This is a genomic window from Rhizobium anhuiense bv. trifolii, from assembly GCF_024346605.1.
Lineage (GTDB): Bacteria > Pseudomonadota > Alphaproteobacteria > Rhizobiales > Rhizobiaceae > Rhizobium > Rhizobium anhuiense.
The window spans coordinates 25,744-45,525 of the sequence record NZ_CP098804.1; the positions used below are offsets into that span (position 1 = coordinate 25,744).

Annotated in this window: 19 protein-coding genes; 15 read left to right on the forward strand and 4 right to left on the reverse strand. The window is 60.8% G+C overall.

Annotated elements, in window-relative coordinates; genetic code table 11:
- Window positions 1–339: 339 nt before the first annotated feature.
- Window positions 340–1,374, forward strand: coding sequence for a LacI family DNA-binding transcriptional regulator (locus NE851_RS31965; protein ID WP_047619020.1), 1,035 nt, complete (start codon window positions 340–342; stop codon window positions 1,372–1,374).
- A gap of 37 nt (window positions 1,375–1,411) precedes the next feature.
- Here NE851_RS31965 and NE851_RS31970 read toward each other — a convergent pair whose 3' ends face one another.
- Together NE851_RS31970 and NE851_RS31975 are read right to left on the reverse strand one after the other, a co-directional pair.
- Window positions 1,412–2,347 (reverse strand): alpha/beta hydrolase, encoded by a 936-nt coding sequence (locus NE851_RS31970; protein WP_047619017.1) that lies wholly within the window; start codon window positions 2,345–2,347, stop codon window positions 1,412–1,414.
- On the reverse strand, window positions 2,344–3,492 hold the full coding sequence (locus NE851_RS31975; RefSeq protein WP_127431105.1) for a Gfo/Idh/MocA family protein: 1,149 nt from the start codon (window positions 3,490–3,492) through the stop codon (window positions 2,344–2,346). Before NE851_RS31975 ends, NE851_RS31970 begins: the two co-directional genes overlap by 4 nt.
- Before the next feature lie 259 nt (window positions 3,493–3,751).
- Between NE851_RS31975 and NE851_RS31980 the strand changes: the two genes are divergently transcribed.
- Window positions 3,752–4,570 (forward strand): sugar phosphate isomerase/epimerase family protein, encoded by an 819-nt coding sequence (locus NE851_RS31980; protein ID WP_063473713.1) that lies wholly within the window; start codon window positions 3,752–3,754, stop codon window positions 4,568–4,570.
- Between the two features lie 92 nt (window positions 4,571–4,662).
- Here the strand turns inward: NE851_RS31980 and NE851_RS31985 are convergent, their stop codons facing one another.
- Window positions 4,663–5,424: a DeoR/GlpR family DNA-binding transcription regulator gene (locus NE851_RS31985; RefSeq protein ID WP_254962573.1), complete on the reverse strand. Its 762-nt coding sequence runs from the start codon at window positions 5,422–5,424 to the stop codon at window positions 4,663–4,665.
- A gap of 232 nt (window positions 5,425–5,656) precedes the next feature.
- On the opposite strand from NE851_RS31985, the gene NE851_RS31990 reads away from it, so the two are divergent.
- The 8 genes from NE851_RS31990 to NE851_RS32025 all read left to right on the forward strand — a co-directional run bounded on the left by NE851_RS31990 (window position 5,657) and on the right by NE851_RS32025 (window position 13,311).
- Entirely contained in the window at window positions 5,657–6,457 is an 801-nt protein-coding gene (locus tag NE851_RS31990; RefSeq protein ID WP_047619009.1) for a beta/alpha barrel domain-containing protein, read from the forward strand.
- A 3-nt stretch (window positions 6,458–6,460) separates the two neighbouring features.
- Entirely contained in the window at window positions 6,461–7,402 is a 942-nt protein-coding gene (locus NE851_RS31995; protein WP_254962574.1) for a PfkB family carbohydrate kinase, read from the forward strand.
- 322 nt (window positions 7,403–7,724) lie between these two features.
- Window positions 7,725–8,870 (forward strand): ABC transporter ATP-binding protein, encoded by a 1,146-nt coding sequence (locus tag NE851_RS32000; RefSeq protein WP_254962575.1) that lies wholly within the window; start codon window positions 7,725–7,727, stop codon window positions 8,868–8,870.
- Between the two features lie 27 nt (window positions 8,871–8,897).
- Window positions 8,898–9,974, forward strand: a complete 1,077-nt coding sequence (locus NE851_RS32005) for a Gfo/Idh/MocA family protein (RefSeq protein ID WP_254962576.1) — start codon at window positions 8,898–8,900, stop codon at window positions 9,972–9,974.
- A complete protein-coding gene (locus tag NE851_RS32010) occupies window positions 9,974–10,819 on the forward strand; it encodes a sugar phosphate isomerase/epimerase family protein (protein WP_254962577.1) in 846 nt (281 codons plus the stop codon). The genes NE851_RS32005 and NE851_RS32010 overlap by 1 nt, the downstream gene beginning before the upstream one ends.
- Window positions 10,816–11,625, forward strand: a complete 810-nt coding sequence (locus NE851_RS32015; protein ID WP_254962578.1) for an alpha/beta fold hydrolase — start codon at window positions 10,816–10,818, stop codon at window positions 11,623–11,625. The genes NE851_RS32010 and NE851_RS32015 overlap by 4 nt, the downstream gene beginning before the upstream one ends.
- Window positions 11,626–11,629: 4 nt before the next feature.
- Window positions 11,630–12,331, forward strand: a complete 702-nt coding sequence (locus NE851_RS32020) for a ribulose-phosphate 3-epimerase (protein WP_254962579.1) — start codon at window positions 11,630–11,632, stop codon at window positions 12,329–12,331.
- A 14-nt stretch (window positions 12,332–12,345) separates the two neighbouring features.
- On the forward strand, window positions 12,346–13,311 hold the full coding sequence (locus NE851_RS32025) for an ROK family protein (protein WP_097596092.1): 966 nt from the start codon (window positions 12,346–12,348) through the stop codon (window positions 13,309–13,311).
- 30 nt (window positions 13,312–13,341) lie between these two features.
- On the opposite strand, the gene NE851_RS32030 is transcribed toward NE851_RS32025, so the two are convergent.
- Window positions 13,342–14,355 (reverse strand): substrate-binding domain-containing protein, encoded by a 1,014-nt coding sequence (locus NE851_RS32030; protein WP_028758610.1) that lies wholly within the window; start codon window positions 14,353–14,355, stop codon window positions 13,342–13,344.
- A gap of 268 nt (window positions 14,356–14,623) precedes the next feature.
- Between NE851_RS32030 and NE851_RS32035 the strand changes: the two genes are divergently transcribed.
- From NE851_RS32035 to NE851_RS32055, 5 genes are all read left to right on the forward strand, one after another.
- Window positions 14,624–15,886 carry an ABC transporter substrate-binding protein gene (locus NE851_RS32035; protein ID WP_254962581.1) on the forward strand — a complete coding sequence of 421 codons (1,263 nt, stop codon included), beginning with the start codon at window positions 14,624–14,626 and terminating at the stop codon, window positions 15,884–15,886.
- Between the two features lie 69 nt (window positions 15,887–15,955).
- On the forward strand, window positions 15,956–16,942 hold the full coding sequence (locus NE851_RS32040) for a carbohydrate ABC transporter permease (protein ID WP_028758608.1): 987 nt from the start codon (window positions 15,956–15,958) through the stop codon (window positions 16,940–16,942).
- On the forward strand, window positions 16,942–17,772 hold the full coding sequence (locus tag NE851_RS32045; RefSeq protein WP_063473705.1) for a carbohydrate ABC transporter permease: 831 nt from the start codon (window positions 16,942–16,944) through the stop codon (window positions 17,770–17,772). Before NE851_RS32040 ends, NE851_RS32045 begins: the two co-directional genes overlap by 1 nt.
- A gap of 11 nt (window positions 17,773–17,783) precedes the next feature.
- Window positions 17,784–18,809, forward strand: coding sequence for an ABC transporter ATP-binding protein (locus NE851_RS32050; RefSeq protein WP_254962584.1), 1,026 nt, complete (start codon window positions 17,784–17,786; stop codon window positions 18,807–18,809).
- 64 nt (window positions 18,810–18,873) lie between these two features.
- The gene (locus NE851_RS32055; protein ID WP_254962585.1) at window positions 18,874–19,659 is read left to right on the forward strand and encodes a ThuA domain-containing protein; all 786 of its coding nucleotides are present in this window, start codon (window positions 18,874–18,876) and stop codon (window positions 19,657–19,659) included.
- Window positions 19,660–19,782: the final 123 nt, after the last annotated feature.

A 19,782-nucleotide genomic window follows, 5' to 3' on the forward strand; every position in this document is an offset into this window, starting at 1 on the left:
CTTGTGACGCTTTTTTTCTTTACTTTCGTAAACAAATGAAAGTTTGCCCAACAAAACGAAAAGCGGAGACGCCCGCCGTCCTCACCGCAAATTTTCGAATTCGGGGCCTGAAACAAGCGTTTTTGCAACCATGCGGCGCGAGCACCTGACGTCGCAAGAGAGGAGAATATTTCGTTTTTCGAAAGAGAGCCGGGTCCGCAGCGAAAAGTCATGCCGGCCTGCCCGTTGATTTTCCCCGATTCCGGAAAACGAAGACCACCCTGTACAAATTGCCGAATGCGTGTGATGCGACATCATTTTCGATTCAGCGCACCGTCGCGCCGCCGATTAAGGAACTGAATGGCCAAGAAAAGTTATAAATCGATGGACGATTTTGCGGCCGCCTCCGGCGTATCGCGTCCGACGCTGTCGAAATATTTCGATGATCCCTCGCAGATCAAGGAAGTGACCCGCAAGCGTATCGAGGCGGCTCTCAAGAAGTCGAACTTCGAGCCGAATCTTTTCGCGCGGCATCTCAATCGCAAGCGGACCAGGAATATCGGGATTCTGGTCCCGACCATGTCGGATCCCTTTTATGTGCAGGTCGTGTCGCTGATCGAGCTGGAGTTGCGCGAAAGGGGATTCTGGCCTGTCCAGATCTCCTCGCACACGCGGCCCGAGCTGGAGGCGGAGGCCGTGCGGACCTTGCTCTCGCTGAAGGTCGCGGGTGCGATCGTGGCGCCGCTGGGCGCCGGTTCGCGGCGTTCCGCGCTGGAAAGACTAAGGGATGCAATCCCCGTCGTTTGCTTCGACAATCCTGCCAGCGGTGACCTTCCCTATGTCGGCAACGACAACGCGCAAAGCATGGCAGCCATTGTGCAATATCTCTGCCGATCCGGTGAGCCGCCGATCTTCCTGGAAATTCCGCATATGACCGAAAATGCCGGCGAGCGGCAGGCGGGCTATCGCGCGACCATGGCGAGGGAAGGGCATTCCCCGCTCGTCATCGATTGCGACGCGCCGCCTTCCTGGGAGTTCGAGCGTCTCGGATACGAGCAGATGCAGAGGATGCTTGCGAATGGCGGACTTCCCGGCAAAACGCTCCTCTGCGCCAACGACCGGTTCGCCTTCGGCGCGATGGCGGCGGCATTCGCCTCGGGACTGAAAATCGGCCGGAACGAGGCTTGCGACGTGCGCATCGCCGGGCACGACGACCACCCGCTGAGCCGATATACCTGCCCGTCGCTGACGACGATGGCCCAGAACGCATCCGAGATCGCCGCGAAATCCGTGGAGCTTTTGCTCGCGCATATCGAGAGCGAGGATGACGGAACGACCCCCGCCACGAACAAGGTGATCCTTGAGGCAACGCTTGTCATGCGCGACTCGGCTTGAGATCCGGTCGGCTTGAGATCCGGCGAGGGTTACGGCCTCAGCGGGTAAGCGCGGGGTCCATGGTGCGCCACGCCATTGCAATGGCCTCAAGCGCCTCTTGCGCCTCCGGAATGGCCCGTCTCTTCGATACGAAGCCATGGATCTGTCCGGGCCAGGTCCGGCTTGTGGCCTGCGCTTCCCGGCTGAGCCGCTCGGCATAGCCTGCCCCTTCGTCGACCAGCACGTCGTGTCCGGCAAGGATCACGAAGGCCGGCGCCACACCGGCCAACGACATCGCGCTGAGCGGCGAAGCCCGCCAGTCCGACCTGCTCGCGGCTTCCGGCAGATAGTGGTCCCGGAACCATTTCATCGCCGCTGCCGTCAGGCCGAAACCCTCTGCGTAACGTGAGTAGCTGTCTGCGGCCTGCAACTGGTCGGTCACCGGATAGATCAGCACCTGGCCGATGACGGCCGGCACCTGTCCGTCCCGCGCCAGGAGGGCAACGACGGCGGCCAGATTGCCGCCGGCGCTATCGCCGCCGACGATAATGCGCGAGGGATCAATACCGAGTGCATCGGCCTGCTCCGTCATCCAAACAAGTGTGGCAGCGCAATCGTCGATCGCGGCCGGAAACGGATGTTCCGGTGCCAGGCGATAATCGGGTGAAACCACGACGGCGCCTGCCATATTGGCAAGCGTCCGGCAGATATCCTCATGGGTTTCCGGCGCGCCGATCACAAAGCCGCCACCATGGAGATAAAGCAGGGCCGGCGCCCCTTGGCGCGGCGCTGCTTGGCCGCGCCATATCTTCACCCTGATGGCGCCCACACGTCTTTCCAACATCTCTGCCACCTCTTCGAGTGGCCACTGGATGCCTGCGAAACTGTCCAGATATTGCTGCCGCGCCTGCGCCGGAGTGCAGCTTTCCACCGCCGTTTCCGGATCGCCAGGCCATGCCAGGGCGCGTTTGGCGGATTCGTCCAGTTGCGTCATGCGAGCAAGCTCCTTGCTTCGTCTTCCCGCAATTCTTTCGGCTGCGCGACGATACCCGCAATGGTCTGCGCGACGCCGGTTTCACCCGCACGCAGGATCGCTTCCATGACTTCGAGCACATGCAGGGCGAGATCGCACGAAGCGCGTGGCGTGCGGCCTTCGATGATTGCGCGCGCGAGATCGGCAAGGCCAAGCATGCGGTAGTTGGCGCGATCAGGCGCGGCGATCGGCCAGTTGACGGCCCCGAAGAGTTCGCCTGATGTATCCGTTTCCTGCCAGGGAGCGCCACGGCTGGAGAGCGCGACGGAGCCGCCGAAATTGTCGGGGTCGGGCAGGCGCAGCGAGCCTTCGGTACCGTGGAGCTCGATCGGGTGGTTGGAGTGGCGGAAGACGTCCCAGGAGGTGCCGAAGGTGACGGTGGCGCCGCAATCGAATTCCAGCAGCGACAGCACGCTGGTCGGCGTGCCGACCTTGAACGTGGTGCCCTGTTTCGGCCCCTCGGCGGTGATGAGCCGTTCTTCCTGCCCGCTTGTGGCGACCGCCTGCACACGGCGGATCGGCCCCATGAGATTGACCATCATCGTCAGATAGTAAGGCCCCATATCCATGACCGGGCCGGCGCCGGCCTGGTAGTAAAAGCTGGGATCGGGATGCCAGTGCTCCATGCCGCGCCCCATCATGAAGGCCGTTCCCGTCACCGGCTTGCCGATGGCGCCGGCTTCCATCTGCCGCCGGGCATGGCGTCCGGCTGCCCCCAGGAACGTGTCCGGCGCCGAGCCGAGCATAAGGCCCTTGGTGGCGGCCGCATCCACCAGCCGGCGTCCTTCCGCGGCCGTGACGCCGAGCGGCTTCTCGGTGAAGACATGCTTGCCTGCCGACAGCGCCCGCATCGAAACGTCGAAATGCGCAGCCGGGATCGTCAGATTGAGGATGAGGTCGATGTCCTTGTCGTCAATGAGGCTATCGACGTCGGCCGCGCGCAGATTGAATTCCGCCGCGCGGCGCTTGGCGGCGTCGGCGTTAAGATCTGCACAGGCAATGATTTCGACGCCGCGGAACAGCGGCGCGTTGCGCATATAGGCGAGCGAAATGTTGCCGCATCCCACAACGCCGATCCTGAGTTTCATGCCATTGGTCTGTGTCATCGAGGAACCTGATTTTGCCGTTGCGGCTGCGGAGAGTTGAGGGTGCGTTACGTTTTAAGCGCAGGGAATAAATTATATTGACGCACGGTAACATTTGACCGTACGTAATGACAAGACACTGGGGTCGCAATCTCCGAAGAAGAGCCGCCCTTCCGGTTTTCGATCCGCACTCCCTGCGGAAGGGCTTTCGGCCGGCGAGGCGAAATGCCCCGAGGACTTCGGTATCGGCTGCTATCAACAAATAGGTCAGGACCAAGATATGAAAAATGCTGAGCTGCAGATCGGCTGCCAGACATTCACCTGGGAGATGCTCGGCGCAGGCTGGAGCGGCGGCCCGGACGATCTGGTGCGCGCCGTCGCCGATGGCGGATATACCGGCATCGAAATCACCGACACGATGATCGGTCACTACGCGCTCAATCCTGCCGATTTTGCCCGTACTCTGACAGACGCCGGTTTGACGCTGGTTTCCTTTGCCTTCGGCTCCGCCAGCGGCTTCACGGTGGCGGAAAAGATTGCCTCCGATCTCGACACGGCGCGGCGATGGGTCGATTTCGCGGCGAACTTTCCCGGTGCGATGGTCTCGATGGGATCGGCGACGGTCGTTTCGGATGGCCCGCGCGATGAGAAGTTCGCCATTGCGGCCGAGTGCTACAATCGTGCGACCGAGATTGGGCAGTCGGCCGGTGTCGCCGTTGCCGTCCATCCTTCCTCGCACCACAACACGCTCCTCTTCACCCGCGAGGACTATGACCGCCTGTTTGCTCTCTTGGATTCGCGCGTGGGCTGGGTGCCTGATACCGGCCATATCCTGCGTGGCGGCCAGCAGATCGGCGATACGCTGGCGGCCTACCGGGAGCGTATCCGCTACGTGCATCTGAAGGATGTCGACGCCGGTGGCGTCTGGGCGATGCTGGGCGACGGCGTCTGCGACGTGCCTGCCGTGATTTCGGCCGTTCGGGATGCGCCGAAGTTTACCGGCTGGATCGTGGTCGAGGAAGAATCGGACCACGCCGGAACCGATCCCGCCGCGGCGGTTCGCGTGAACCGCGAGACGCTTCGACGTCTCGGATTTTAGCCGGCCTCGTTTTCCCCGCTGTCGGCCTGAACCGTCGATCGGAGCCCAAGTCTCTGCTGGCGTTCTTACGCAGCGAAGAGGTGGACGGCAGGTCACGCGTAGCGGACCTCCACGCCGATCTTGTCCAGCCGGTGGCGGATGCTGTGCGGCATGTTGCTGTCGGTGATGATCAGATCGACGCGCGACAGTGAGAAGGCTTTCGAGGAGGCGCCGATGTCGAATTTGCTCGAATCCGCCACGAGGACGACACGCCGGGCCATGCGAACCAGGTTGCGCTTGGTCCGGGCGATGTCCTCGGAGACGTCGACGACATCGAAGGCCTGATCGATCGCGTGGGCGCCGACAAAGGCCTGGTGGGCGACGAGGCCACCGACCGCCTTGTCGGAGTCCGAAACGATCGTGCTCACGGTGCTCGGAAACACGCGGCCGCCGATCATGTGCACGTCGAGCCCTGGCCGGTACATCAGATGTTGTGCGATGTTCATCGCCGTCGTCGCAACCACGACGTTGTTGACCGGCGGCATCTGCATGGCAACCTGCAGCAGCGTCGAGCCGCTGTCGAAGACGATCGACTGGTTGTCGATGATCTGCCGCGCAGCCATCTGGGCGATACGCCGTTTCGCATCGAAATTGCGCTGCATGCGTTCCTCGAAGGCCGCCGCCGGCGAGTCGGACGGCAGGGCGATCGCGCCGCCATGCGTTTTGATCAGCTGCTTCTTCGCGTCCATGATTTCGAGATCGGAGCGGATCGTCACTTCCGAGACCTCGAAGAATTCAGCCAGCTGGCGGGTGCGTGCCTGACCCACCCGCTGAAGTTCCAGCATGATCTGCTGCCGCCTCTGTTCTGCAAGCATATGTGATCCCGACTGTCGCTTTTTGCGACTATCTGACTTTTGAAAAACGAAAGCTTGAGCTCCCAGCTCACAGCTTCTGCTGCAAAACTAGCCGTTGAACGACGAAAATGCACGTCAAAAATTCCTTCGTCACGTAAAAACGAAAGAAATCGAAATATTGAATGTTTGTTTGTTTTCGAGTTAGGGTTCTCCAACAATTGCAAAACCAGCCATCACAAAGGGAAGTCTCGCCATGGGTCTCGGAACCAAAGTCCGCCTCGCACGCCTGTTCTCGAACCCCTCGGGTCATTTGTTCGGAGGCGCCGTCGATCATTTTGTCGGTTATGGCAATGTGCGTGAGGGCGGGCTTGCCGACCTGCCGGGCGCGCTCCGGCGCGTCATGGCTGGGGGGCCGGACTACATCAGCATCCAGCCTGGTGCGGCGCGTCACCTCTGGTCGGAATATGCCGGAAAGGCAGCGCTCGTCATTCAGGGCGGTTGCTTCACCGCCGACGACCGCATTCGCCAGCTCATTGCCACCCCGGAAGATGCCGTGCGCTATGGTGCGGACGCTCTGGCGGTCGCCATTCCCGTGCGCGGCGCCACCGAAGGAGAGTATATCCGCTGGCTCACCGATACGGTCAACGCCGCCGCCCGTTTCGAGATGCCGGTCGTCGCCCATGTCTATCCCCGCGATTTCTCCGACGGCGGCAAGATCGTGTTCACGCCGGATGAGATTGCCTATGCGGTGCGCATCGGCTTCGAGGCCGGCGTCGACGTGATCAAGGTCGGCTATACCGGCGATTTCGAGTCCTTCCGGGAGACCGTTGCGACCTGCCCGATTCCGGTGGTGATCGCCGGCGGCCCGAAAACCGATACGCTGCTCGGAGCGCTCGTCCAGACTTCCGAAGCGTTGCGCGCTGGCGCCAAAGGCGCGGTTGTCGGTCGCAACCTTTGGGGTCATGGCGATACGACCATGGCCGCGCGCGCCTTCAAGCTCGTCATTCATAAGGGGATGGCGCCGGAGGAGGCGCTGGCGGCGGCCGGTGCTTGAGGCGTGTCGCGCCCTTTCCAGGTTCTGGGCTTCGGCGCCCTGGCAATCGATGACATCATCTATGTCGATCGGGGGCTGACGGCCGGCAAGGGGAAGGTGACGAAACGCGCCACCGACCATGGCGGCAACGTGGCGACGGCCCTTGTTGCCGTCGCCCGGCTGGGCGGGCGCGCCGGCTTCATCGGCTGGCTCGGCGATGAGCCCGCGACTGATGTGGCCGGCAGCGAACTCGAGCGTGACGGCGTCGACATATCGCTGGCTCCCCGCCATGCGGATGCCGCGCCGATCCGCTCCGTGATCACGGTCGGTCCCGACGGCGACCGGTTCATTGCCTATGACGACGATGTGCTGCACGGCACGTCGGATGCGCTGCCCGACGATGTTCTGCTGCAGGCCCCGGTGCTGCTGATCGACGGTTATGCCACGCACTCGGAAAGCGTCGTGGCCCGCGCACGTTCTTTGGGCCTGGCCGTGATTGCCGATATCGAATGGACGGTCGGTCCCGCGACGGATCGAATATTGGCTTTCGCTGACCATCTGGTGCTGCCGCTCGCCTTCGGGCAGGAATATACCGGCGAGCGTGATCCGACGATGATCCTGGACAAGCTCTGGTCTGCGGATCGGTCCGCTGTTGTCCTCACTGATGGCGAACGGGGGACCTACCTCCACCAGAGTGGCGATGCCGTCCGGTGGCATGTGCCGGCTTATCCAGTTCAAGCGGTCGATACCACAGGCGCCGGGGACTGTTTTCACGGGGCCTACGCTCTTGCCCTCGCGGAAGGGAAAAGCCCGCTGGATTGCGTTGCCTATGCTACGGCGGCTGCCGCCATTTCCGTGACCGCACGGGGAGGGCGCCGGGGCCTGCCGGACAACCGGACATGCCTGGCATGGATGGCGGCGGAGAATGCGCCGGTGCCGCTCGCGTTGCCCCAATGCCGGGAATGAGCGCGGGGTGACTGATGCCGACACTTGCCGATCGATCGAGTGAAACCTCGCTGGTGGATAATTGATCGCACGGCGAGATCTCAACACCTGCAGCACGGCCATAAAAATTACGCGCGATAAAAAATAAAATCTCGCAACTAAACTTCATAAATAGCTATATTTTTCAAATATATATGGAGAATTTGCGGCACTTTCTGGCGAGTCACACCTCGATTCTTTTGTTGACTTTGAGGCGCAGTCCTGAGCCTTCTTGTCGAAAGGATCGGAGACGGCGGGGAGCGCCGTCTGAAGATGTGATCCGACTGGTACGGGAGGACGAGACGTGGCCGTGGTTGTACTGGACAAAATCTGCAAGACCTATGGCAACAGCTACCATGCGATCAAGGATCTGAGCCTGACGATCCATGACGGCGAGTTTCTGATCCTGGTCGGTCCGTCCGGATGCGGAAAATCGACGGCGCTGCGCATGATTGCCGGGCTCGAGGAAATCAGCAGCGGAACCCTGAGCATCGGCGGCCAGGACGTGGTGGATCTCGCGCCCAAGGACCGGGACATTGCCATGGTCTTTCAAAGCTATGCGCTTTACCCGCACATGACCGTGTTCGACAACATCGCTTTCTCGATGAAGCTGGCCGGAAAGAGCAAGGCCGAACGCACCAAGCGCGTGCATGAGATCGCCAAGATCCTGCAGCTGGAAGCCTTGTTGGGCAACAAGCCCGCACAGCTTTCCGGCGGCCAGCGCCAGCGTGTTGCGATGGGCCGCGCCATGGTCCGCGAGCCGGCGGCATTCCTCATGGACGAACCGCTCTCGAACCTCGATGCGAAGCTGCGCGTGCAGATGCGGGCGGAGATCGCCAGCCTGCAGCGACAGCTGGGCGTGACGACGATCTACGTGACGCATGACCAGACCGAAGCGCTGACCATGGGCGATCGGGTCGCGGTGCTGAAGGGCGGCGTGCTTCAGCAGGTGGATACGCCCAAGGCTTTGTATCACCGCCCGGTCAACGCCTTTGTCGCCGGTTTTATCGGTTCGCCGTCGATGAACCTGTTCGAGGGGCGTCTGGAGGGCGGGCGAATTCATCTGCCGGGCTTCTCCATTCCCTTGACCGACGGCGCCTTCGAGCGCGCGCCCGGTCTTTCCGCCTTCGAGGGAAATTCCGTGATCTTTGGGGTCAGACCTGAGGATCTCTATGACAGCCGGTTGCCGTCCGGTGCTTCGTATCCAACGATCCCGGTGGTCGTGAAGTCGATCGAGGAACTCGGCTCCGAGCTGATCGTGCATTTGAAGATCGACGCGGTCCGGATCGACTCGGGCGATCCCGACGCCGTTGAAGACCTGAGCGGGGCCGCCAACGCCGTCGCGCGGTTCGAAGCGGTCAGCGGGGTCGAGACAGGTCAATCGATCGATCTGGCAATCGACCCGGCGAAACTACACTTTTTCCATCCTCAAACGCATATGGCGCTCTGAAGTGACGAGCGAAAGAAGGGCTCATCGATGCCAGCAAAACAGGAAAGACGTCTCCGCATCGGCGTATTGGGAGCGGGCCAGATTGCCCAGGCCGCGCACTTCGAGAGCTGCACCAAGGCGGCCAATGCCGACCTCTATGCGATTTGCGACGTTGCCGAGGATCTCCGCGAACGTATGGCAATCACCCACGGAGCGGAAAAAACCTATGGTGATTACGACAGGATGCTGGCCGATCCCGACCTCGATGCCGTGATCATCGCCACCGCCGATGCGTTTCACGTCCCGGCCTCCATTCGCGCTCTTCAGGCGGGCAAGCATGTCCTGTGCGAGAAACCCGTCGGTGTCACCATTGAGGAATGCCTTGAACTGAAGGCCGCTGTCGAGACGTCGGGAAAGGTGTTTCAGGTCGGGCACATGAAGCGTTTCGACGCGGGACTCCAGGCTGCCAAATCCTTCATCCGCGATGAAATGGGCGAGATAGTCGCTCTGAAAGCCTGGTATTGCGACAGCACGCACCGCTATCCGATGACCGATGCGGTCCAGCCCCTGATCGTCACCAGCGCCAATGCGAAAAAGCCCTCGGCCAATCCGAAAGCCGACCTGCGGCGCTACTACATGCTTGCGCACGGTTGCCATCTGATCGACACCGCACGTTATTTCGCCGGCGACATCGTTTCCGTCAACGCGCGCCTGTCCGAGCGCGGGGGCATCTGGTGCTGGTTCGTGGACGTGGAATTTGCCTCCGGCACGCTCGGCCATCTCGATCTCACCGTCCAGGTGCGCATGGACTGGCACGAAGGCTTCCAGATCTATGGCCGAAATGGCAGCATTTTGGGCAAAACTTATAACCCATGGTACTACAAGACCAGCGAGGTGGACATTTTCCGCGAAGCGGACGGCGCCACTCATCGCGTTCTCGGCGCCGACGGCCATTTCTACCGCCGCCAGGTCGAAGGCTTCGCCCGCACCATTCTGGAGGGCGCGGTGATGGAAGGCGCCGACATCGATGATGGCGTGGCATCCGTACGAGCCATGGTCGCCGTCGCGCGTTCGGCCGAAAGCGGCAAGTCGGTTGCGCTGGCTGACGTCACGGGCGGCGTGTGATGAAGCTCGGGATCTTCGCAAAGACCTTCGAGGGAACGGAGCCCTTGACCGTTTTGAATTCGGTCGCTGCGGCCGGGTTCACCTGCGCCCAATACAATATGGCCTGTTCAGGCCTTCCGCCGATGCCGGAGAGCATCACGCCAGCCCAGGCCCGCTCGGTCGCCGACGCTGCGCTGAGCAGCGGCGTCGAGATCGTTGCCGTTTCCGGCACCTTCAACATGATCCATCCGGATCCCGCCGTGCGCGAGGCCGGCCTTCGCAATCTGGCGACATTGGCCGAGCGTTGCGCCGGCATGTCGACCGACCTGATTACGCTCTGCACCGGCACGCGCGACCCCATCGACCAGTGGAAGGCCCACGGCGACAACGACACGCCGGAGGCGTGGCGGGATCTCCTCGAAGCCATGGAGACGGCCATCGAGATTGCCGAGCGCTATGATGTGGATCTCGGCATCGAGCCCGAGCTTGCCAATGTCGTCAACTCGGCTGAGAAAGCCGATCGGCTGATCACGGCACTGAAGAGCCCCCGCATCAAGATCGTGCTCGATCCGGCCAATCTCTTCGAGGTCGCGACGCTGGATGAGCAGCGCAGCATCGTGTCTTCCGCCATCGACCTTCTGGCCGACCGGATCGTCATGGCGCATGCGAAAGACCGCAATCCCGACGGGAGTTTCGCGACCGCCGGCAAGGGCGTCCTCGACTACGGGCATTATCTCGGCCGTCTCAAGGCGATCGGCTTTGACGGCAGTCTCGTCACGCATGGTCTTTCGGCCTCGGAGGCGGCCGGTGTGGCGGCCTTCCTGAAGAATAGCCTCGACGGTAATTCTGCGGAGGCAGGAAGATGAGACGAGGTCAACCGTTCGAAACCAGCGACGGGACCATTCTCAATGTGGATACGGCGGGCGAGGGCGTGTCCGTCATCTTCCAGCATGGCCTATGCGGAGATGCGGCGCAGACCGATGAGGTCTTTCCGCCCGACATGGGTTTCCGCCGGGTGACCATCGAAGCGCGCGGCCACGGCCAGTCCCAAGCCGGCAATCCGGAGCAAATGTCGATCGCGACCTTCTGCGATGATATCGCCGCCTATATCGAGAAAAACCTCGCATGGCCGGTCGTGATCGGCGGCATCTCGATGGGGGCTGCGATCGCCTTGCGTCTCGCAGTCAAACGGCCCGATCTCGTCAAGGCTCTGATCATTGCAAGGCCGGCCTGGCTGACGGCGTCGGCGCCGGAGAATATGGCGCCCAACGCCGAAGTCGGGCGGCTTGTGAAAACTCTGCCGCCGGGCGAGGCGAAGGCCGCATTCCTGGCCGGGCCGGTGGGCGTGCGGCTCGCCGCCGAGGCGCCGGACAATCTGGCCTCGCTTGCCGGTTTTTTCTCCCGCACGCCTTTGGATGTGACCGCCGAACTGCTCACCAGGATCTCAAATGACGGTCCTGATGTGACCGAAGAGGAAGTCCGCGCTCTCACTACGCCGACGCTCGTCATCGGCCATGAGCGGGACAGCATTCATCCTCTTGCCTATGCGCGCGCGCTTGCCGAGCGGATTGCCGGCGCGCGCTTCGCGCAGATCACCCCGAAGACTGAGAGCCGTCCGCGATATGTCGCGGACTTCCGGCTTGCCATGAGCAATTATCTGAAGGAGCTCTGAAACAATGACGACCCCCTCCAGGACCTGGATCGGAGACCTTCCGAAGGATCGCCTGATCGCGGAATTCTCCGTCTGGTCGGCCGATCTCGTGCATTTGGCGGATGATCTCGCGCGTGTCGATCCTCACGTCGACATTCTGCATATCGATGTCGCCGATGGCCATTTCGCGCCGGCCATGTTGTTTTTCCCCGACCTCGTTGCCGGGGTGCGCAAAGTCTCCGCGCGCCCGATCCATGTTCACCTGATGGTCGCCGACAGCATCATCCTGTCGCAGATCGAGCAATTCGCCGATGCGGGCAGCGACCTGATCAGTCTTCATGTTGAAAATGAAAGCGTCGCCGACCAGGCTCTCGATCTTCTCGACCGTCGCGGTGTCGCCGCCGGCATGGTCCTCAAGGTCGATACCCCCGTCGAGCGGATCGAAAGATATGTCTCCCGCTTGAATTTCGTGACATTGCTCGGCACGGCGATCGGCGTGAAGGGCCAGGGCCTCGACGAAAAGGCCGGCGCCCGGCTGCAACAGGCCAAGCAGATCATTGCCGGCTGCGGTGCGGCGCATCGGATCGTGCTTGCGGCCGACGGCGGTATTCGCGAGCACACCGTGCCTCTCCTGCGCCAGTCGGGTGCGGAGACGGTCGTTCTCGGCTCCCTGGCTTTCAATGCGCCATCGCTCGACGAGCGTATGGCATGGCTCCGCGCACTCTAACTCATGGTCTTCACATGCAGCAGGTTGCCATTGGAATCGACCTCGGTGGGACGCAGGTCCGCGCTGCCCTTGTCGATGAGCACGGCAGGATTCTGGCGCGCGCAGCCGAACCAACGGATGCGCTGGCAGGCCCCGACCGCGTGCTCGCCCAGATTTGCGGCCTGGCCGATGGACTGCTCGCGGCATCGAACCCGGCTTCGGTGGTGGGCGTCGGTGTATCCGCTCCAGGCCCGCTCGATACGGTCACGGGCGTCGCCACCGATATCCCGACCCTCCCGGGCTTTGTCGACTTTCCGCTGAAGGCGGAGTTGCAGAAGCGGTTCCCGTTTGCAGTCGACCTCGAGAATGATGCTATTGCCGCTGCCATCGGCGAGTGGCAGTTCGGAATTGGCAAGGGATTTGATAATCTCGTCTATGTCACCGTCAGCACCGGCATTGGCGGCGGCGTTATTTCGGACGGTCGCGTGGTGCGCGGCCGCAAGGGCATGGCCGCCCATGTCGGGCACATGTCGGTCGTGCCGAATGGAGAGCTCTGCCCTTGCGGCAACAGGGGCTGCTTCGAGGCCTACGGATCCGGACCGGCTTTTGCACGACGCGCTCAAATAAGGGCGATGGAATCGAGCGGGACGACGATAGGCAGCGATGGCGGTGTCATCGACAGCCGCAGCATCTTCGCAGCCGCGAGAAATGGCGATCGTCTGGCAAATCAACTGGTTGACGAAGAAGCGGAAATTCTCGGCCGAGGCTTCACCAGCCTGATCCACATTTTCAGTCCGGATATCATTGTGATGGGAGGCGGGCTTTCCCACGAGTTCGACCGGCTCCAACCCGGCATTCAAGGCTACATCACACAATCGGCAATGCCGGCATTCAAAGATGTCAAGGTGATGCTGGCAGCATTGGATCAGAACTCGGGCCTCGTCGGCGCAGCGGCTCTGGCGTTTCTGACCGGCAAGGTACCTGCGATCGATCAGCTTTAGAGCCTTTCCGTATCGAGAGGTTGCTCTCCGTCAGGGCGGCGGGGTGGTACTTTCCCTCAGGATCAGTTCGACTGGCCACAATTCGTGAACCTCATCCACGGCACGTCCAGCGATAAGCTGTAGCGTTAGCTCAGCGCATCGCGTGCCCGCGGCACGCATGGACGATCGGGTTGTCGAGAGTGACGGTACCATGCTTTCTGCCGTCAGATAAGGGAAGACGTCGTCATGGGCGATGACCGACACATCCCGACCCACCGTCATCCCAAGCGAACGGACGGCACGGTAGACACCAAGCGCTGTCATCGTGGAACCGGCAACGATGGCGGTCGGCGCATTCGCGCTCTCCAGAAAAGAGCGGGCATGACGAAAGCCGCTCTCGTCGGAGAATTTATCGCAGACCATCAGGTTGGGATCGACGACGAGCCCACGCTCCTGATGGGCAATCCGAAAACCATGTTCGCGATGGATCGAATACGTCTTGCCCCGCAGGCCGTTGATCATGGCAATGCGCCGGTGCCCGAGATCGAACAGGTGTTCGGTGGCTCTACGCACGGCATTTTCATTATCGATATCGAGCCACGCGTGAACGTGCTCGGTCTCCGAGCGGCCGTGAACCAGGAAAGGCAGGCCCAAGCTGTTCAGCAACTCGATCCGCGGGTCCTTGGGGCGCGGCGAATGAATGATCACTGCATCCACTCGGCGACTTTCGACCAGGCGTCGGTAGGCCTGCATTTCGTCGTCATCATTGTGCGCGGTAATAGGCGTGATGAGAATATCGGTATCGGCCGTTTCCAAGCGCTGCGCCATCCCCGATATGAATTCAGCGAAATGGATTTCTCCCGAACGCCCCATCATGACGCCTATCGCCCCGGCTCTCCCGGTCTTTAGCCGCACGGCATTGATATCGGGGCGATAGCCAAGCCGCATTGCTTCGCCCGCAACCCGGGCGCGCGTGGCCTCGCTCACCTCGGGATAGCCGCTGAGCGCACGGCTGACCGTCGTCGGTGAGAGCCCAAGCTGCTTTGCAAATTCACGAAGTTTCATCGAATGTCTTCTTTGTCCCGGCAATCAATGGACGAAGCGTTGGCGATGCGCAACGGGCAAGTGCCAATCCGGCAAAAATTGAAATCGATTTCAATTTCTTGACATTGAATCTTTGCTCGCGAGGTCAAGAAGTACCTCTAATCGCTGTATATATGGCATTTTCCTATCATAATACAACTGAAGATCGACAATCGTAATGGCTTGACGCCTCTGCGGCCTTCTGCAATGGTCTGGTTGCCAAATCGATTTCAATTTCTGGGAGGAGATCATGAAAAAGTTTGCTTTAGCCTTGTCCGCACTCAGCGTCGCCATCGCTGCCGGCTCTGTCCGTGCCGCTGAAATTTCGTTTGCCGCAAATACCACCGGCAAAAACGTCGAATTCCTTCACAAGCAGCTTGCAATTTTCGAGAAGAATACCGGCAATCATGTCAAGCTCGTCACCATGCCGTCATCGAGCAGCGAGCAGTTTTCCCAATATCGCCTGTGGCTTGCTGCTGGAAACAAGGACGTCGATGTTTATCAGACCGATGTCATCTGGGCGCCGCAGCTTGCCGAGCAGTTCGTCGATCTGAAGGAGGCAGCCAAGGACGTGGTCGGCCAGTTCTTCCCGTCGATCATCGCGTCTCAGACTGTCAATGACCGGCTTGTGGCGTTGCCGTTGTTTACCGATGCTCCGGCGCTGTTTTACCGAAAGGACCTGCTAGAGAAATATGGAAAACAGCCGCCGAAGACTTGGGACGAGATGGCTGCGACAGCCAAAGAGGTTCAGGATAAAGAACGCCAGGCCGGACAGAAGGACCTCTGGGGCTACGTCTTCCAGGGCAATTCCTACGAAGGGTTGACCTGCAACGGACTGGAATGGGTGAAGTCGTCCGGTGGCGGCCAGATCGTCGAGCCGGACGGGACCATCTCGATCAATAACGAGAAGGCGGCAGCAGCGCTCGAGCGGGCCAAGGGCTGGATCGGCACGATCTCGCCGCCAGGGGTGCTCGCATATCAGGAAGAAGAATCGCGCGGCGTCTGGCAGACCGGCAACGCCGTCTTCATGCGCAACTGGCCGTATGCCTATTCTCTCGGAAACGGTGCCGACAGCGCGGTGAAGGGCAAGTTCGACGTGATGACGCTACCGGTTGCGGCCGTCGGCGATAAGCCGTCTTCGACACTTGGCGGCTGGAACCTGGCGGTTTCGAAATATTCCGAAAAGCAGGACGCAGCCATCGCGCTCGTAAAATTCCTGGCGTCGAAGGACGTGCAAAAGGCACGTGCCATCGAACTGTCCAATTTGCCGACCCTGACGGATCTTTATGACGACAAGGATGTTGCTGCCGCGCAGCCCTTCATGCCGAACTGGAAACCCATTTTCCAGGACGCCGTGCCACGCCCTTCGGCGACGGCCAAGGTGAAATACAACGAGGTGTCCTCGAAGTTCTGGACTGCAGTGCACAATACCTTGTCAGGCAGCGGCTCAGCTGCCGAGAACCTCGAGCTTCTCGAAGCCGACCTAACGACCCTCAAGGGCGACGCTTGGTGAGTATTCCGACCGGCGGCTGTCAGGCCGCCGGTCCGGTCTTCGGACGAGCTAGCGAGGGATAGTCGTTGCATGAGCGAAATCGTAGTTCCACAAGCAGTCAAGCCCAGGGTTTCCCATTTCAGATCCTCCACGGAGCTGCGGTCCGAGCGCATCCGATCGGCATGGATGTTTCTGGCGCCGACGCTGTTGATCTTGGCAATCGTCGCTGGCTGGCCGCTGTTCAGAACGATCTATTTCAGTTTTACGAATGCGTCGCTGAACGACCTTGGCAATGCGCAGTTCGTCGGCTTTGACAATTATTTGTCGTGGGTGACGCTGAAGAGCGGAAGGACCGTCTATCGCGGACTGCTTGCCGATCCGGTCTGGTGGAACGCCGTCTGGAACACTGCCAAGTTTACCGTCCTTTCGGTGGTAATCGAGACCGTGCTCGGACTGATCGTCGCCTTGGTGCTGAACGCACGGTTCGTCGGGCGTGGGATCGTACGGGCCGCAATCCTCATTCCTTGGGCGATCCCAACCATCGTCTCAGCAAAGATGTGGGCCTGGATGCTCAATGATCAGTTCGGCATCCTGAACGATATTCTGCTCGGCTTCGGTCTTATCAGTGAGAAGATTGCCTGGACCGCCAATCCGGAAACGGCGATGATCGCAGTGCTGATCGTCGATGTCTGGAAGACGACGCCCTTCATGGCGCTTCTGATTCTTGCGGGACTACAGATGGTTCCGGGAGACATTTATGAGGCTGCCAAGATCGATGGCGTCAATCCGGTCAAGGTTTTCTGGCGTCTGACGCTGCCGCTGATCCGACCGGCTATCATGGTTGCCGTGATCTTCCGGATGCTGGATGCGATGCGCATCTTCGACCTGATCTATGTTCTGACGCCCAACAATGCGCAGACGAAGACCATGTCGGTCATGGCGCGCGAGAACCTCTTCGACTTCGACAAGTTCGCCTACGGCGCCACCGCGTCAACGGTGCTTTTCCTCATCATTGCCTCCGTAACCGTCCTTTATATCTGGCTCGGTCGCGTCAAGCTCGGCGGGGAGGAACGTTGATGCTGCTTTCGATCGTCAAGAATACGCTCTTCTACCTGCTCGTCACAATCATCGTCATCATTGCGGTATTTCCGTTCTACTATGCAATCCTCACGAGCCTGAAGACCGGCACGGCCCTTTTCAAAGTCGATTATTGGCCGACCTCGATCTCCTTCGGCAACTACACGTCCGTGATGGGCCAGGGCGGCTTCGTCCGCAGTCTGGTGAATTCCGCGATGATCGCCTGCGTCGTGGTTTCAGCATCGCTGCTACTTTCGATCACCGCTTCGTTCGCTTTGGCCCGGGTACACTTCCGCGGGCGGGCACTGTTGATGCTGACCATCCTCTCGGTGTCGATGTTTCCGCAGATTGCCGTTCTTGCGGGCCTCTTCGAACTCATCCGCTGGATCGGCATCTTCAACACGCCCTTCGCGCTGATCTTTTCCTACATGATCTTCACGCTCCCCTTCACCGTCTGGGTGCTGACGACCTTCATGCGCGAATTGCCGATCGAGATCGAAGAGGCGGCGATCGTCGATGGCGCTTCACCTTGGGTCATCATCACCCAGGTGTTCATGCCGTTGATGTGGCCGGCGCTGGTGACGACCGGACTGCTCGCCTTCATCACCGCCTGGAACGAGTTTCTTTTTGCGCTGACGTTCACATCGTCGGATACGCAGCGAACCGTCCCGGTTGCGATCGCCCTGCTTTCGGGCAACAGCGAATTCGAGATCCCCTGGGGCAACATCATGGCGGCTTCAGTGATCGTCACCGTGCCGGTTGTCGTGCTTGTTTTGATATTCCAGCGCCGGATCATTTCGGGGCTGACCGCCGGCGGCGTCAAGGGTTGAGGGAGTAGGACATGGCAGAAATCCGACTGGAGAATATCCGCAAGAGCTTCGGCGCTTTCGAGGTGATCAAAGGCGTGACGATGGACATCCGCCGGGGCGAGTTCATGGTGTTCGTGGGGCCGTCGGGATGTGGCAAGTCCACGCTGCTGCGGCTTATCTCCGGGCTCGAGGACATCACCTCGGGAACCCTCTCCTTCGACAACAAGACGGTGAACCAGCACGCGCCGTCGAAGAGAGGGATCGCCATGGTGTTCCAGTCCTACGCGCTCTACCCGCATATGACGGTCTTCGACAACATGGCTTTCGGCATGAAACTTTCCGGGAGCACCAGAGGCGAATGCCGCCAGCGTGTCGAACAGGCCGCCGGTATGCTGCAGCTCTCACCCTACTTAGACCGCTTGCCGCGACAGCTTTCCGGCGGGCAGCGTCAGCGCGTCGCAATCGGCCGGGCGATCGTATGCGATCCCAAGGTCTTTCTCTTCGACGAGCCGCTGTCCAACCTCGATGCGGCGCTTCGCGTCGCGACGAGGCTGGAAATTGCGAAGCTTCATCGCAGCATGAACAACACGACGATGGTCTATGTGACCCATGACCAGGTCGAGGCCATGACACTCGCCGATCGGATCTGCGTGCTGAGGGACGGCGTCGTCGAGCAGATCGGCACGCCGCTGGAACTTTACGAAAGCCCAAATTCGGTCTTCGTTGCCGGCTTCATCGGTTCGCCGAAAATGAATTTCCTCTCGGGCGAACTGGCGCAAGCCTATGATAGCCATACGATTGGCGTGCGCGCCGAGCATGTTCGCATCACGCCCGAGTCGCCCGTTTGGAGCGGCACGGTCATCCATTCAGAAATCCTCGGCTCTGATAGCTTCGTCTATGTGGATATCGGGGCGGATGAGCCGCTCATCGTGCGGGAAGCCGGTGTCTCCCGCCATGCGCCCGGCCAAACGCTTGGCCTTGCGCCGCTTGCCGGCCACATCCACCGTTTCGACCGGTCGGGCCGTTCGCTTGAGCGAGCCTCCATTCGGGCTGCCTGATGTTCCCAAGGTCGATGTTCTTCCCAGGACTCGATCCGTTTTTTAACTATAAGGAGAGGACGACGTGACCATTCGCACCGTTGTGTGGGGAGAGAATATCCACGAGAATACCAATGCCGTCGTCCGGGGCATCTATCCCGAAGGCATGCACACGACGATCGCCAACGCGCTGAATACCGATCCCAGTATCTCGGCGACGACGGCGACGCTGCAGGAGCCGGAACACGGACTCAGCGAAGCCCGCCTTGCCGAAACCGATGTCTTGACCTGGTGGGGCCACAAGGATCACGGCGCGGTCTCCGACGTCGTCGTCGAGCGTGTCGCCAAGCGCGTCTGGGAAGGCATGGGGCTACTCGTGCTGCATTCCGGCCATTACTCCAAGATCTTCAAACGGCTGATGGGCACGCCCTGCGCGCTGAAATGGCGCGAGGCGGGTGAGCGCGAGCGTCTGTGGACGATCAATCAGCGCCATCCGATCGCCGCCGGCATCGGCGAACATTTCGAGCTCGAGAACGAGGAAATGTACGGTGAGCAGTTTTCGGTGCCGGAACCGCTCGAAACGGTGTTCATCTCCTGGTTCCAGGGCGGCGAAGTGTTCCGCTCGGGCCTGACCTGGCGCCGTGGCGCCGGCAACATCTTCTATTTCCGCCCCGGCCACGAGACTTACCCAACCTATCACGACGTCAATGTCCAGAAGGTGCTGATCAACGGCGTGAAGTGGGCCTATAACCCTGAGGGCTCGTTGACGGGTATCACCGACGCTCCAAATGTGCCGGTAGAAAAAGCACTGGAGCCGATCGTCGAACGCGGCCCGAAACTACACCAAGCTGGCGAAGCCGGTTACCGCTGAGGACCTGAAACACCTTCCTTGGGCGCGGACGCCACGCGTGCGTTCGGCCCGGGAAAACGCTGAGCTGACAGCCGTCGCTCACCATTTGGCAGGACCATCTGGCGCTCGTGAAAGACGACGGTT